This is a genomic window from Corynebacterium gallinarum, assembly GCF_014837045.1.
In the GTDB taxonomy this organism is placed as follows: Bacteria; Actinomycetota; Actinomycetes; order Mycobacteriales; family Mycobacteriaceae; genus Corynebacterium; species Corynebacterium gallinarum.
Genome location: NZ_JACSPR010000003.1, coordinates 378,298 through 394,107 on the forward strand (window position 1 = coordinate 378,298; position 15,810 = coordinate 394,107).

11 protein-coding genes are annotated in these 15,810 nt (G+C 62.0%); 4 read left to right on the forward strand and 7 right to left on the reverse strand.

What is annotated here, in order from left to right:
• Positions 1–155: 155 nt before the first annotated feature.
• The 4 genes from H9627_RS06405 to leuA all read right to left on the reverse strand — a co-directional run bounded on the left by H9627_RS06405 (position 156) and on the right by leuA (position 5,355).
• Entirely contained in the window at positions 156–908 is a 753-nt protein-coding gene (locus tag H9627_RS06405; protein WP_191733171.1) for a type 1 glutamine amidotransferase, read from the reverse strand.
• Positions 908–2,179, reverse strand: a complete 1,272-nt coding sequence (locus tag H9627_RS06410) for a Mur ligase family protein (RefSeq protein WP_191733172.1) — start codon at positions 2,177–2,179, stop codon at positions 908–910. Before H9627_RS06410 ends, H9627_RS06405 begins: the two co-directional genes overlap by 1 nt.
• Before the next feature lie 69 nt (positions 2,180–2,248).
• Positions 2,249–3,433, reverse strand: a complete 1,185-nt coding sequence (locus H9627_RS06415) for an exonuclease domain-containing protein (protein ID WP_263599137.1) — start codon at positions 3,431–3,433, stop codon at positions 2,249–2,251.
• 80 nt (positions 3,434–3,513) lie between these two features.
• Positions 3,514–5,355, reverse strand: a complete 1,842-nt coding sequence (gene leuA / locus H9627_RS06420; protein ID WP_191733217.1) for a 2-isopropylmalate synthase — start codon at positions 5,353–5,355, stop codon at positions 3,514–3,516.
• 665 nt (positions 5,356–6,020) lie between these two features.
• On the opposite strand from leuA, the gene H9627_RS06425 reads away from it, so the two are divergent.
• Positions 6,021–10,346 (forward strand): VaFE repeat-containing surface-anchored protein, encoded by a 4,326-nt coding sequence (locus H9627_RS06425; RefSeq protein ID WP_191733174.1) that lies wholly within the window; start codon positions 6,021–6,023, stop codon positions 10,344–10,346.
• 86 nt (positions 10,347–10,432) lie between these two features.
• Positions 10,433–10,588 carry a hypothetical protein gene (locus H9627_RS06430; RefSeq protein WP_191733175.1) on the forward strand — a complete coding sequence of 52 codons (156 nt, stop codon included), beginning with the start codon at positions 10,433–10,435 and terminating at the stop codon, positions 10,586–10,588.
• 117 nt (positions 10,589–10,705) lie between these two features.
• Here H9627_RS06430 and H9627_RS06435 read toward each other — a convergent pair whose 3' ends face one another.
• Positions 10,706–11,542 (reverse strand): DMT family transporter, encoded by an 837-nt coding sequence (locus H9627_RS06435; RefSeq protein WP_191733176.1) that lies wholly within the window; start codon positions 11,540–11,542, stop codon positions 10,706–10,708.
• A gap of 214 nt (positions 11,543–11,756) precedes the next feature.
• On the opposite strand from H9627_RS06435, the gene H9627_RS06440 reads away from it, so the two are divergent.
• Both H9627_RS06440 and H9627_RS06445 read left to right on the forward strand, forming a co-directional pair.
• Positions 11,757–13,022: an aspartate kinase gene (locus tag H9627_RS06440; protein ID WP_191733177.1), complete on the forward strand. Its 1,266-nt coding sequence runs from the start codon at positions 11,757–11,759 to the stop codon at positions 13,020–13,022.
• A 33-nt stretch (positions 13,023–13,055) separates the two neighbouring features.
• On the forward strand, positions 13,056–14,090 hold the full coding sequence (locus H9627_RS06445; RefSeq protein WP_191733178.1) for an aspartate-semialdehyde dehydrogenase: 1,035 nt from the start codon (positions 13,056–13,058) through the stop codon (positions 14,088–14,090).
• Between the two features lie 110 nt (positions 14,091–14,200).
• On the opposite strand, the gene H9627_RS06450 is transcribed toward H9627_RS06445, so the two are convergent.
• Both H9627_RS06450 and H9627_RS06455 read right to left on the reverse strand, forming a co-directional pair.
• A complete protein-coding gene (locus tag H9627_RS06450; protein ID WP_191733179.1) occupies positions 14,201–15,205 on the reverse strand; it encodes a cation diffusion facilitator family transporter in 1,005 nt (334 codons plus the stop codon).
• 20 nt (positions 15,206–15,225) lie between these two features.
• Positions 15,226–15,804, reverse strand: coding sequence for an RNA polymerase sigma factor (locus H9627_RS06455; RefSeq protein WP_191733180.1), 579 nt, complete (start codon positions 15,802–15,804; stop codon positions 15,226–15,228).
• Positions 15,805–15,810 lie beyond the last annotated feature (6 nt).

Genomic DNA, 15,810 nt, shown 5'->3' on the forward strand with positions numbered 1-15,810 from the left:
AGGAAGCACAACCGTGCCGGTTAGGCCCAGAAACGGTCGGTCCGGCAGGGGAGCTGGCACCCTTTTGCACGCGCAAGCCTCCCCGCAGCAGGAAAAACAGAGCCACCAACCGGAATGACACGGTCGGTGGCTCGAGCCGGGGTTGCAGCCTGCGATTAGGCCAGGCGTTCGGCGCGGAGGCGGTCGACGACCTCGATGTCGAGAGGCGCGAGATCCTTCAGCGACTGACCCATGGCCTTGGCCAGCAGGAGGTCGGCAAGCTGGGGGTTGCGGGCGAGGGCTGGGCCGTGCATGTAGGTGGCGATGACGCTGCCCTGCACGGCACCCTCGGCGTGTTGTTGGCGTTCGTTGTCCACCACGTCGGAGGCACCCCAGGTGTCGCAGTTGCCTTCGCCGCGGGTGACGCGGCCGAGGGGTTCGGCGTCGCGACCGAGCAGGGTGGCGCCCATGTGGTTCTCGAAGCCGGTGAGGGTGTCGGTGAGTTCGGAGGTGAAGCCGGCGCGGGTGGGGTCAGAGACGACTTCACCGATGGCGCGTTTCTGGAGGGAGACTGTGGTGGCGTCGATAAGCCCGAGGCCGTCGACGATGCGGCCGGCGGCCCGGAAGGAATCGCCGAGGATCTGCATACCCGCGCACACTGCGAAGATGGGGCGACCGGCGGCGGCCGCGGTGGCCAGGCCGCGGTCCTGCGCGAGGTGTTCCACGGCGAGGATCTGGGCGGTGTCCTCGCCGCCGCCGAGGCAGTAGAGGTCGAGGCCGGAGGGGACGGCGTCGTCGAGGGTGATGCGTTGGATGTCGGCGTCGATGCCACGCATGCGGGCGCGTTGGCGCAGGACGAGGGCGTTGCCGTCATCGCCGTAGGTGCCGAGGACGTCGGGAAGGATCAGGCCGATTGTCAGGGTGCTCATCAGTTGTTGATCTCCTTTTCCAGTGCCCTCTTCAGGTCACGGAAGGCGGTGTAGTTGGCCAGTACCTCGACGCGCCCGGGTGGGCAGGCACGGATGGCGGCGAGGGGGTCGCGGTGCAGGTCGTGGTCGATGTCGGCGTAGGTCAGGCGGACTGCGAGGTCGGTGCCGCGTTCGCCGGAGGCCTTGACGGAGAGTTGCTCGAAGTCCTCGAAGCGCACGTCCCACAGCCAGGAGAGATCCTCGCCGTCAGCGACCTGGCCGTTGACCGCGATGACCAGACCGTCGGCTGTGCGGTCGACCATGGACAGGGCCTCCTGCCAGCCGGCGGGGTTCTTGGCCAGCAGGAGGTGGACCTCGTGGTCGCCGTAGGTGATGGTGGAGTAGCGGCCGGCGACGTTGTCCACGCTGTTGACGGCATTGACAGCATCGGCGAGTGCGACGCCGTAGACGGTGGCCGCGCAGATGGCCTGGGCGGCGTTACCGCGGTTGGCCTGGCCGGGGAGGTTGAGGTCCAGGATCACGTCGCCCTCGGGGGTGCGCACGGTGTCACCGTCGACCGCCCAGGTGGGGGTGGGGCGCTCGAAGGTGCGGCCGTCGAGAAGCTCCTTGGTGGCGCGCCAGTGGTTGCCCTCGTAGACGATGCGGCTCTCGGTGCGGGGGCAGGAGACGGCGTCGCCCTGCCAGCCGCTGCCGGCGGAGACCCAGATGACGTTGGGGGCGTCGAAGGCGATGGAGGTGACCAGGACGTCATCGCAGTTGGCCACCACGATCATGTCCGGGTTGGAGCGCACCGCATCGCGCAGGACGCGTTCGATCTTGTTGATCTCCCCGACGCGGTCGAGCTGGTCGCGGGAGAGGTTGAGCAGCACCAGGCAGGACGGCTGCAGGCGGGTGATGGCGGCGGGGACGTGGAGTTCATCGACCTCGAGGACCACATGGGAGGCCTCGCGCCCGGCGAGCAGCGCGGAGATGATGCCGGCGTCCATGTTGTCACCGCCCTCATTGGTGGCGATGGTGAACTGCCTGCGCATGGCGGCAGCCAGCATGCGGGTGGTGGTGGATTTGCCGTTGGTGCCGGTCACTAGCGCGACGGGGCGGTCGCCGGCGAGGGTGGCCATGATCTCCGGGTCGACGGCGTTGGCCACGAGTCCACCGATCATGCCACCGGATCCGCGACCGGTGATTCGTGAGGCGGTGGTGGCGAGATGCGCGGCGGTCATGGCCGCGCGGGTCCGCAGACGGCGCAGGGAATCAGGCAGGCGAGGCTTCATGGGTTTAGAGTCTAGTGAATCCCCGCGGTCGGCTGGGTGTGACCTTGCCCAAGCACGCTTGTCGACGACCTACTCCGCCACCTTTCCGTCCCGCACCCGCTCCACAGCCTGGAGGAATGCCACGTCCGACAGCAGGGGGATGTTCTTGCGCTGGGCGTGCATGGCCTTGCCGTCGATGTCGCGGGTCTGGTTGCACACCACCACGGAGGTCTGACGGGTGAGTTTCTCCGAATAGCTCAGACCGGCATCTACCGCGGCCTGGATGATGATGTCGGGATCCATCTCGATCTCCGGGGCCACAACCACCTCCATGCCGGCCACCAGCGAGGTGCCCGGCTGGTAGACACCCGGGTTGATCAGTGTCGGTTTCTCCTCCTGTGCCTGCACCCGGATGTGGGAGCGTTGCAGGCCGAACCTGTCGGCGCGGAGGTTGTCGGGGGTCTGGGTGGCCAGTTCACCGCGACCCCGCAGGGTGAAGTGGAGATCGGCCACCAGCCGGGTGGACTCGCGGCACAGCTGCTCGTGGGGCACCCCGGCGCGTTCGGTGGTGGCGACCGCCGGTGGGGTGTCCAGGCCGAGGGCGTGGGCGACGCCACGGATGCGGACGTCGTCAAGCACCACCCCCTGCCGGCGTGCGGACGCGAGCGTATCGACGATCGATACCGGCCGCGGGATATGCCCCACCCGCTGGCGACGCCGACCCCGCCCCCCGCGTCGGCTGTTGCGGCTGGTGCTGCGGTTCGCCCGCGCGGCATCATTCATGGCGCGCTTGGCCTCGGAGACAATGAAACCCCACGCCCGGGGTGCATTGTGGAGGATGAGGGTACGACCGTCGATCAACCGGTCCACCGCTTTGAGGATCTGCGAGAAGCGTCGCGCCGAACGGAATTCCTCATCCGTGACACCGTGCAGGTGGAAGGGACCCGGATCGGTACCCGGGTTGAGCACGGCGTGGAAGGTTTCCACCGGTTCATTGTCCGCGGTGAGGGTGATGGCGGTGAAGGTGATCATTCGGGAGGTGGATGGGTGGATGCCGCTGCTCTGTATTGTCACTGATACATACGGAGCGTCCGTGATCGCCTTCTGGCGGGCGTGCTCCTGGGCCTCGCGGCGGGCCTGCTCCTGGGCCTGCTCCGCATCGGAGCCCGGCTGCTGCTCAGGGGAGGTCTCCGGGTGTTGTGCAGGTTCGTTCATTTTATCCATCCTAGTGGGTGGGTTCCGGTTTCCCCGTAGTGGATGTGGCGGGGGCGGCAAAGCACCCGGGTAACCGACAGGATCCCGGGGAATCCACCATGGTGGACTCCCCGGGATCCGGGCTTCAGGTCAGCTGGGTACTACACCAGGACCTGCTGGTGCTTGATGTCCAGCGCACGGTTGACCGCGGAGGTGACCGCCTTCAGGGATGCGTAGGTGATGGAGCCGGCGATGCCGACACCCCACACCAGGCGTCCGTTGACCTCGGCCAGGACATAGGCTGCTGCCTCGGCGTCATCGCCGGAGGTGCGGGCGTGCTGGCTGTACTCCTGGATCTCCACATCGATATCGAGGGATTCCAGGGCGTTGGCGTACGCGGCCAGCGGACCGTTACCCCGGCCGGAGACGGTCTGGTTCTCACCCTTGACCACCAGCTCGGCGGTGATGGTGGCATCATCGTTCTCGGTCTGGGCGTTCTCGACGCGCAGGGCGATCTGCTCAACCGGTGCGGAACGGTCCAGGTACTCGGTGGCGAAGATATCCCACATCTCCTTGGAGTTGACCTCACCGCCCTCGGCGTCGGTGACGTTCTGGACCACGGCGGAGAATTCCACCTGCATGGACCGTGGCATCTTCAGACCGTGGTCGGTCTTCATGATGTAGGCGACGCCGCCCTTGCCGGACTGGGAGTTCACACGGATGACAGCCTCGTAGTCGCGGCCGACATCCTTCGGGTCGATGGGCAGGTAGGGAACCTCCCACTCGGTGCCACGCAGTTCCTCCCACGCAACCTCGGTGGAGGAGGCACCCGGCTGGACCTTGGCGGCCAGGGCATCCAGGCCCTTGTTGATGGCATCCTGGTGGGAACCGGAGAACGCGGTGAACACCAGGTCGCCGCCGTACGGGTGGCGCTCGGGTACACGCAGCTGGTTGCAGTACTCGACGGTGCGACGGATGTGCTTGATGTCGGAGAAGTCCAGCTGTGGGTCCACACCCTGGGTCAGCATGTTCAGTGCCAGGGTGACCAGGCAGACGTTGCCGGTGCGCTCACCATTGCCGAACAGGCAGCCCTCGATCCGATCAGCGCCGGCCATGTAACCCAGCTCCGCTGCTGCGACACCGGTGCCGCGGTCATTGTGGGGATGCAGGGACAGGATGATGGAATCGCGACGGTTGAGGTTGCGGTGCATCCACTCAATGGAATCCGCGTAGACGTTCGGGGTGATCATCTCGACGGTGGCCGGCAGGTTGATGATGATCGGGTTCTCCGGGGTGGGGTCCATGACCTCCACGACGGCATCCACAACCTCCTTGGCGTACTCCACCTCAGTGCCGGTGTACGACTCCGGGGAGTACTCCCAGCGCCAGTTGGTGTCCGGGTAGTCCTGCGCGACGGTCTTGATCAGCTCAGCGGCATCGGTGGCCAGGGTCTTGACCTGGTCCTTGTCCATGCGGAACACCACGTCGCGCTGCAGGATGGAGGTGGAGTTGTAGAAGTGGACGATAACGTTCTTCGCGCCCTCACACGCCTCGAAGGTGCGGCGGATCAGGTGCTCACGGGCCTGGACCAGGACCTGGATGGTGACGTCATCCGGGATCATGTTCTTCTCGATGATCTCACGGACGAAGTCGAAATCAGTCTGGGATGCGGAGGGGAAACCGACCTCGATTTCCTTGAAACCCATCTTCACCAGCAGTTCGAACATGCGGCGCTTACGCTCAGGTGACATGGGATCAATCAGGGCCTGGTTGCCATCGCGCAGGTCAACAGCACACCACTGGGGTGCCTGGGTGATCTTCTTGTCCGGCCAGGTGCGGTCCGGCAGGGTGATGTCCTCCACCTCGACCTCGAAGGGGAGGTAGCGCTTTACGGGCATGGAGGAGTTGCGCTGCCTATTCCAGGCGGGCTGGTTGGGCTGGCGGTCACCATCAGGGGTGTGAACCTCGGAGGGGGCGGAAATGAAGGCATCATTCGGGGACATATGGTTACTCATCTTTCGTGGAGTGTGCGCTTGTTTTCTCGAATCAAACTCTAGCGCTGTTGCGGGTTCACGACCGGCAACACAAACTCCGCGACGGGGTGCCGGTCGCTATGACCTCTGGGACCCGCCGCGGCGAAGAAGAAGAGCGCTTCGCTCATGTGATGAGAACATGCACAGCAGCCTACCGTACCGATTGTGTTCCGTCAGGAAAATGACGGGAATGGTGCACCGGTTGAGGGGTGGCCGAGGTGGCGGGTGGGTGGAGCAACATCCCGGAAAGCGTATTTTTCGCTGGCACATGACTGTGATCTTTTAAAAAGTTAGTAGTTATGTACTTTGTATTACCAGCCCCACTTGGGGGTGGAGGACACTTATCAAATGCTCAGCATTTTGGAATAAATAATCGTTCATTTTGAACTGGCTCACAAGTAAGTAGCAGACAGGGTGCAGGAAACGCCATTATTGAGTCCGTCGAATTTCGGCAGTCTCATTCCTTTTTTCTAAGCTAAAACTTAGTCTTCTCGGTCCGTTGAGCTGGTATTTTTCCGCTGATACGCTTGCGCGCAGAGTGGCAGATCTCTCCGTTGCAACAGCCTGCCAACTCATTGAACAACCTTGATAGGTAGGTCCACCCGTAGGTGGTCTTTGATCTTTGGAAGGAAATCATGAATAAGTACACATCCACACGCGGATTCAGGAAGGGGGTGTCCCTCTGGATTCCGGTCACGGTGTTCCTCGCCGTGATGGCTCTGCTGTTTGCGTTGCTCCCAACTATGAGTTCTGCACAAGCAGATGAGGTGGTAACGGAAGACTCCACAATTAGTGAAATCGCAGATGAGCTCGGAGCTCTCAACGATCCAATCCTGATTGAAGAGACGGAGACATCTCCTGAGGTTGTTGAGGAAGACACCGTCATTGTTGACGATGAGCCTGCTGAAACCACTGACAACGAAGTTGTTGATCCTGACGGCGGCAATGCCCTCCTTGATGCGCTCGACGGACTTATCGGCCCGATGCAAGTCATCCCGATGCAGGCCACTGACCAGGATGCCGAGGGCTTCCGCCCCGTCGTCGTTACCGCCGATGGTATTCGTCTAGAGGGTGGCCAGGTAGGCAACATCTATGTCGGCGACAACGTCGAAATTTTTGGTACCTGGGACGCCTCTGCACTGTCCCCGAATCTAGCTGCGGGCGACCGCTTCAAGATCGATATCCCCGATCCACCGCTGCGCCTCGTTCCTATCCCGATTGATCAGCTGGTTGATGCGGCCGGCAATGTCTGGGGCAACTGTGCTCCAAATGTTGGCGCCAGCCGCTACGAATGTACTATCACCAACGTTCCAATTGACCCGATCTCCGGACAGCCTTATACCGGTGCCAATGGTGAGTGGCAGGGTACTGCCATCGCCAACGCGGTCAGCAGCCAGTACAACATTCTCGGTTCCGATTACTCCCTCGGTAAGAGTGGCCGCCTGATCTCCTTCGGCGGCGAACTGGTTGACCAGCCTGCCGCCACCGTTACCCGTTGGACGGGTGTAATCGATGGACCTCCGAACACCTTCATCACTGATGATATTGTGCTCGTTGACACCTTCGATCCCAAGCTGAAGGTCTGCGAAAACGACGCGGTTACCAACCTGATCGTCGGTCGACTGGGCGAACCGCTCACCGCTGATATAGACGTCGTCGGCAACGTCATGACCATCACCATTGATGTTCCTCCAACGGGAATCGCACTTGGCACCGGCTCTCCGATCTCCATCGTCTACAGCCTCTGTACCGCATCTGGCGGTATGGATCCGCGTGGCACCGAGTATCAGAACAACCTGGTCTATGGAAATATCACTGCTGACGCCAGTGTCACCCAGACGATGCAGACCTCCGGTACCGCCATCGGCGTTACCCGCGGTTCCTTCAGCTTGAACAAGGTTCTTGATTCGGCCCCAACTGGTTTTGATCCTGCGCAGTCTCCTTTCGCCGTTAAGGTCGAAGAGTTTGCGCCAGGTGAGTACCCGGGCGGCACTGCAGAAGCTACCTATGTCGTGCAGGTCAGGGCTGGTGCAGCTCCGGTTACCGGCAGGAATGCTCGTCCTGCAGGCTGGACCATCCGACTATCCGAGGTTGCCCCACCAGCATTCCCGGGTCATGACTGGGGAACTCCAGTATTTACAGGTGCAGGTGTCACTCCCGGTTCCGACGCAAATGGTCCGTTCGCAGTGATCACCACCACCCAGGCCGGAAACGTCGGCGTCAGCCTGACCAACTACCTGTTCAACAATGTGCCTCTTATCGGTACTACCGCTCAGGTTCAGGGTGTTAATGATAACGTCCTGCCACTCACTGGCGGCACCGTTGTGGATACCGTGGCCTATGAGAATCTCAAGCCAAATACCGCATACACCCTGGACGGCAAGATCGTCGCGGTTGCTGCTGACAACACCTTCGTGGACACCGGTATTACTGCCTCCGGCAGTTTCACTACCGGCCCGGCTGCGGCAGGTGAGCTCTTTGTTGACGGCACCACAGAGGTAACCTTCACCATTTCTGCAGCTGACGCAGAGCGTCTGGCCGATCAGAAACTCGTTGTCTTTGAGCGTCTCCTCGAGCCCGGTGGAGCAACACCGACCGTGCCAGTTGCTGTGCACGAAGATCCTACCGATCTTCAGCAGACCTTCTTTGTGGATACCCCAAACCCTGAGATCGGTACCTCTGCTTCGGTAGACGGCCCTAATGGCAAGCTGCTGCCACTGACCGGTGGCACCGTAGTAGATACCGTTACCTACAAGTACCTCGAGCCGAATACTCAGTACCGCCTCGACGGTGAGCTCATGCACGTGGTTGGCGCTACTGCCACCGCAACGGGCATTACCTCCTCGGCTGTCTTCACCACTCCTGCTGCCCCAGCTGGAGAGCTCTTCGTCTCCGGCACCCAGGACGTGACCTTCACGATCACCGCTGATCAGGCTGCCACTTATGGTGGTCAGAAGCTGGTTGTGTACGAAGATCTGATTAACGTAGGAACCAGCGCCACGGTTGCGGAACACCGGAACCCTAATGATCAGGCCCAGACTTTCTTCGTCGAGGCTCCAGAGATCACCATCGGTACCTCTGCCGCCACCAACGGCCCGAACACCAAGCTGCTGCCACTGACCGGTGGCGAGGTTGTCGATACCGTTAGCTACACCAACCTCAAGCCGAACACCGAGTACCGCCTTGCCGGTGAACTGGTGCACGTGGATGGCGCTACTGTCCTGCGAACCGGCATCATGGGTGAGACCATCTTCACCACTGGCGCTCCAGATGCCGGCGAGAACTACGTCGATGGAACCGCACTGGTTGTGTTCACCATTTCCGCAGCTCAGGCTGAGCAGTATGGTGGCCAGACCCTAGTCGTCTTCGAAGATCTCTTCGAGGTAGGTATCACCGCCGCTGTTGCTCTGCACCGCGATCCAACTGACATAGCTCAAACCTTCGAGGTGGAGCGCCCAGAAATCGAGATCGGTACCAAGGCTAACGTCACCGGTTCCCCAGCGAACGTCCTGCCGATCACCGGTGGCACCGTAGTGGACACTGTCTCCTACACCAACCTGGTTCCGAACACCGAGTACCGCCTTGAGGGCGAGCTCATGCACGTGGATGCAGCTAATAATGTGACCGCGACAGGCATCATTGCAGCCGCCGCGTTCACCACGCCTGCTGCAGACGCCGGTGAGTTCTTCGTCTCCGGTACTACGAATGTGACCTTCACGATCACCGCTGGTCAGGCTGCGGAGTACGGCGGCCAGAAGTTGGTTGTCTTCGAGGAACTCTTCCTGGCTACCGGTGTCACCCCGATTGCAGAGCACCAGGACCCTAACGATGAGGATCAGACCTTCACCGTTGAGGTTCCTGAAATCGAAATCGGCACCAAGGCGAATGTGACCGGTTCCGCCGACAACATTCTCCCGGTTACCGGTGGTGAGGTTATCGATACCGTTAGCTACACCAACCTGAAGCCGAACACCGAGTACCGTCTCGATGGTGAGTTGATGCACGTGGCTGGCGCTACCGTCACCCCAACCGGCATCTTCGGTTCCACCACCTTCACCACGGATGCTGCTCCAGCTGGTGAGTTCTATGTCTCCGGCACTGTGAACGTAATCTTCACCATCTCCGCTGCTGACGCGATAACCTACGCCGGTGAGAAGCTGGTTGTCTTCGAGGAGCTCTTCGAGGTCGGAATCACCGCTCCGGTGGCCGATCACAAGGACCCCAACGATGAGGATCAGACCTTCGACATCGAACCTGGTGGCGAAATCATCGTAGAGAAGAAGGTCACCGGTCCTAAGGGCGATGATGTTGAAAACGATGACGAGGCTGTCTTCCAGGTCCGCGCCGACTGGCTCGACCTGCAGGGTAATGAGCAGTCCCGTACCTTCAATGTCACTCCGGGCGAGCCGGTCTCCCTGGAGGGCCTGCCGCTGAACACCGAGATCACCCTGACCGAGGTTGGCGCTAACACCAGCGTCGGCAACGTCAAGTGGGGCGAGATCATCTGGTCCGGCGAAGGTGTCGTCGACGAACCCGGCGCATCCCCGTCCGGTGTCATCACCATCACCGATCCGGATGCACCCATCCAGGTCGGACTGGAGAACAAGACCAGCTCGAACGCGCTGATCATCATCCCGATCCCGCTTCCGCTGGTTCCGATCGGTGGCGGATCCTCCGTCCCACCGGCACCGGTTGCACCGACACCGACCACTCCGGCAGAGGCTGCACCGCTTGCTCCGGAGGTCTCCCCGAAGGACGGCATCCAGCCTCCTTCCCCGAAGGACGGCATCCAGCCACAGCGGGGCGCAGCCCCAATGGCTCAGCAGGGTGCTGCTCCGCAGACACAGCGTACTGGTCTTGCATCCACCGGCGCTGATGTCATCTGGCTCGCTGGTGGCGGAATCATGATTCTGCTGCTGGGTACGTGGCTCGTCCTCCGTGGACGGCGCAACGAATCCTAAACCATAGGGCCTGACAGGTGGAGGTCAGCTTTCCGGGCTGGCCTCCACCTTTCCCCTCCATTGACAACACACTAGGGAGCTCCACCATGATGATTATTCCTATCCCGATCGTGATCGAGGACCTCGGTTATGTCGGATCATCCGTATTTGATTTCCTGATCAGCCTGTCCGTGGGGCTTTACGACATCATCAACGGCGCCGGAAGTTCCGGTTTCCTGTCCTCCGTGCCTGCCAGCAGCTAGTACCCCGGCAGCCGGGAGAGATTGAACAACCCGGATAGTACTGTGGCCCGTTTCCCCGATTGAGGGGGGACGGGCCACAGTCATGTCCGGGGACGGGGAAGGTGAAGGGGTAGGTGCCTACAGGCTCTTTCTGGACAACACGACGGTGGATAACACCATCACCGCCAGTGCCGCACCCATTCCGATCCACTCCCAGTCAACCGCCTGGAACCGCTCCAGCAGCACCGCATAACCCAGGGTGAAGGCAACGATGGGTTCACCGATCTTCATCGCCGGCAGGGAGGTTCGCAGGGCGCCGGCATTGAACGCATTCTGTTGCACCCAGGTGCCCACGGTGGCCACGAGGATGAGGGCATAGAGCTCCCATGCGGTAAACAGGCCGGAGAAACCCCCCAGGTTGAAATTGTCGGCCACGGCCTTGGACAACACCGACACATAACCGAAGATGGCGCCGGTGACCAGCCCCTGGAGTAACGCCCTGCGTCGCTTGTCGGATCGCGCCCCCAACCTGTAGATCACACTGAGCACCACCACGCCGATCAGCAGGGCGGGGATCCACCGCTGGATGGGTGGTTGATCCTCTCCGCCGATGGGGCGTCCCAGCACCAGGACCACCGCCACCGCGGCGGTGAGCAGTGTGGACCACAAGATCTCCGTCAGGGACATGCGTCGTTTGTTGTAGGCGGCTGACAGCGGGAGGGTAAACATCAGCGACATCACCAGAAACGGCTGAACCAGCAGGAGGGGGCCGAAGGACAGCGCCACCACCTGCAGGCCGTAGGCGATGATGGCGGTGGACATGCCCGCCCACCACATCGGCTTCTGGATAGCGGTGAGTATGGGGGAGGTGCCCGCCGGCGCGCTGACAGCGATACCGTGCCGGACCACGGTTCCCCACGCGATGGTGAGGGCTGATGCCAGTGCGAATAACACGGCCAACAGATCACTTTGCACCCGATCAACGTTAGTAGATGAGCCAGGGGCGTGGGTAAGGGGGACTCCCGGGAGGTGGTCCGGCAGGGTGGGGCGGTGGGCGTCGATAAGCAAGCCGGTAAGCAAAAGGAATACCGGGTGGGACCTAAAGTTTCCCTCGTATGTGTATCGGGGGGTGGGAAAGGTAGAGTGAAAAGGCGTAACTGTCAGTACCGTGAACGAAAGGTGCGCAAGGGTGGCCCTAGTCGTACAGAAATATGGCGGTTCCTCACTGGAGAGTGCGGAACGCATCCGGAATGTTGCTGAACGGATTGTTGCCACCAAGAAGGCCGGAAATGATGTCGTCGTGGTCTGCTCCGCGATGGGCGACACCACCGATGAACTCCTCGATCTTGCCGCGGCCGTCAACCCGGTTCCACCCGCCCGTGAGATGGACATGCTCCTGACCGCCGGTGAGCGGATCTCGAACGCACTGGTGGCCATGGCCATTGAATCCCTCGGCGCCGAGGCGCAGTCGTTCACCGGTTCCCAGGCCGGCGTGCTCACCACCGAACGCCACGGCAACGCCCGGATCGTGGATGTCACCCCGGGGCGTGTGCGTGAGGCGCTCGATGAGGGCAAGATCTGTATTGTCGCCGGTTTCCAGGGCGTTAATAAGGAAACCCGTGATGTGACCACGCTTGGTCGTGGCGGTTCCGACACCACGGCAGTTGCGCTGGCAGCAGCGCTTGGGGCTGATGTCTGCGAGATCTACTCTGATGTGGATGGCGTTTACACCGCTGACCCCCGCATCGTCCCCAACGCCCAGAAGCTGGAGCGCCTCTCCTTTGAGGAGATGCTGGAACTGGCGGCTGTCGGTTCCAAGATCCTCGTGCTGCGCAGCGTTGAGTACGCCCGTGCGTTCAACGTTCCGATGCGCGTCCGTTCGTCCTATAGCAATGACCCCGGCACCCTGATCGCCGGTTCGATGGAGGATATTCCTATGGAAGAAGCAGTTCTCACCGGTGTAGCCACCGACAAGTCCGAGGCCAAGGTCACCGTTCTGGGTATCCCCGACAAGCCGGGTGAGGCCGCCAAGGTCTTCCGTGCGCTTGCCGACGCCGAGATCAACATCGACATGGTTCTGCAGAACGTCTCCTCCGTGGAGGACGGCACCACCGACATCACCTTCACCTGCCCACGGTCCGACGGCCCACGCGCCATGGAGCTGCTCAAGAAGATGCAGCAGCAGGGCGACTGGGCCAACGTGCTCTACGACGACCAGGTGGGTAAGGTCTCCCTCGTCGGCGCCGGCATGAAGTCCCACCCCGGCGTCACCGCCGAGTTCATGGAGGCCCTGCGCGACGTCAACGTCAACGTCGAGCTCATCTCCACCTCCGAGATCCGCATCTCCGTACTCATCCGCGAGGGTGACCTGGACAAATCTGCCCGTGCACTGCACGAGATGTTCCAGCTCGGTGGCGATGAAGAAGCCACCGTCTACGCCGGTACCGGACGTTAATCCACGCTTTTCACTTAAGGAGCAGGTTTTTCAATGACCACCATTGCCGTTGTCGGCGCCACCGGCCAGGTTGGCCAGGTTATGCGCACCCTTTTGGAGCAGCGCGACTTCCCGGCTGATTCCGTCCGTTTCTTCGCCTCCCCACGCTCTGCCGGTAAGAAGCTCGACTTCCGCGGCCAGGAGATCGAGGTTGAGGACATCACCCAGGCCACCGAGGAGTCCCTCAAGGGCATCGACGTGGCGCTGTTCTCCGCCGGTGGCACCGCCTCCAAGCAGTACGCACCGCTGTTCGCCGCGGCCGGCGCGACCGTGGTGGACAACTCCTCGGCCTTCCGCAAGGACGATGAGGTGCCCCTGATTGTCTCCGAGGTCAACCCGTCTGCCAAGGACAACCTGACCAAGGGCATCATCGCCAACCCGAACTGCACCACCATGGCTGCCATGCCGGTGCTCAAGCCACTGCATGAGGCCGCTGGTCTGGTCAAGCTGCATGTCTCCTCCTACCAGGCGGTCTCCGGTTCCGGTCTGGCGGGCGTGGAGACCCTGGCCAAGCAGGTCTCAGCCCTCGGCGACCACAACGTGGACTTCGTCCACGACGGTCAGGCTGCCGATGCCGGTGACCTGGGCCCATATGTCGCCCCGATCGCCTACAACGTGCTGCCCTTCGCCGGCAACCTGGTTGATGACGGCTCCTTCGAGACCGACGAGGAGCAGAAGCTGCGCAACGAATCCCGGAAGATCCTCGGCCTGCCCGATCTGAAGGTCTCCGGCACCTGCGTGCGCGTGCCCGTGTTCACCGGCCACACCCTGACCATCCACGCCGAGTTCACCAGCTCCATCACCGTCGATCAGGCGAAGAAACTGCTGTCTGGTGCCCCGGGTGTCAAGCTTGTCGACGTCCCGACCCCCCTCGCCGCCGCCGGAATCGACGAGTCCCTCGTCGGCCGCATCCGCCAGGACTCCACCGTTGATGACAACCGTGGCCTGGTGTTTGTTGTCTCCGGGGACAACCTGCGCAAGGGCGCTGCCCTCAACACCATCCAGATCGCGGAGCTGCTGGTCGCCTGAGCAACGGCACCACCTGCTTGTGATGGGCGGGGTCGTCGCACCTGCAGTGGTGCGTCGACCCCGCTTTTATTCTGTGCCCCGCCAGGAATCACCCCGATGAGAAGGACACCTCAGGTGGTTTCGACCTCTCCCAGGCTGGCGGAATCGGTCCTGAGCAGCGGGGGAAGTTCAGCAACCGGGATCACAGAGACATCGTGGACCTTCCAGTGCAATCCGTGGCATATCTCTCGGGCATCGATCAGATCCGCCGCAGTCACGGCAGTGGCATCCACCGGCACCACAAAGGCATCCACGTGGAAGACGTGGCCTTCCTCGCGGGTGCGGTTGCCCACCTCCTTCACCCACTCCAACTCTGCCAGGCGGGCATTTACCAGACCTGGAATCGGATGGGGTGTCCCCTTACCCAGGCTTTTCGGTACGGAGTCCATCATGGAACTCAATGAGCCCTTGAGGTTTTTATAGCCGTCTTCCAGGATGTCCACTGAGATGAGGATTGCGGCCACGGCATCCGCCCACCAGAAACCCAAGCCGATACCGGCGATGCCGACGATGGAGGCTGTCCCGGCCATCCAATCCGCCCGGTTCATGCGGGCATCGGCGAAGAGAGCCTTGCTGTGCAGCAGCTTTGCGGGTTTCATCTTCAATCGGCCCAGCAGCAGGGGTGGGAAAATCGTGATGAACGAGAATCCGATCATCACCCACCCCTGCCACAGGTCATGTTCGAAGAGGGAAAACTGTCCGATGTCGGGACGTTCGCGTGCCACCAGGGTCATGGTGGAGTCGAAGAAGAGGAAACACCCGAAGGTAATCAGGGCGGCACCGGCGGCCAGGTGGGCGATGTCCATGGCTTGTGCGAAGCCATAGGGATGTTCCCGGGATGCCCGGCGTCGTGCCAACCTCACCCCGATGAGGAAAGCCAGGGGCGGAACCATCCCCAGCAGGTCCTGGACCCAGGCGGCCTGCATGGCCTGGGAATTGCCTTTGATCATGAAGAGGATAATGGTGTCCGCAATCAGATAAGCCAGGGTGCACCAGGCCAGAATGATGCCCCGGCGCGTTGCCTTATGGACAGAATCCGGCGGCGTGGTCTGGTCGCCTCGGATGGGGGTACTCATGGGGTCTAGATTACTGATCTTTAAGGACCGCGGGTTCCGGTTTCTTCGTCGTCAAGTGCACTGGAGGTGGCGTTGATGAGGTCGGCCCGGGCGCGTGCCACACGCGACCGGATGGTGCCCACCCGCACGCCGGCGATCTTGGCGGCCTCCTCATAGGTGTACCCGAGCACCTGGGTGAGGATCAGTGCCTCGCGACGTTCGGTGGGTAGTGCGTCGATAAGCGTGCGCACGTCGATCCACTCGGACCAGATGGTGGAGTTCGTGGCGTCGGTGACTCCGGTGTCTTCATATTCGACGTGCGATTTGCGGGGACGGGCCATGTCGTGGCGGATGTTGTCCACCCACACGCGCCGGGCAAGGGAGAGCAGCCAGGTGCGGGCGGAGGAGCGTGCGGCGAAGCGGGGGAGTGCTCCCATGACACGCAGGTAGGTCTCCTGGGTGAGATCATCGGCGATCTCCCGGCCACCGAGGTGGGCAAGCAGCCGCCAGACGTCATCCTGGGTTTCGCGGATGAATTCGGTGAGGGCGTCACGATCCCCGCGTCCGGCGGCAAGAGCCAGCTCCGTGACGTGGGCGTCGTTACGCTCGGGGGACTTCACAACAGG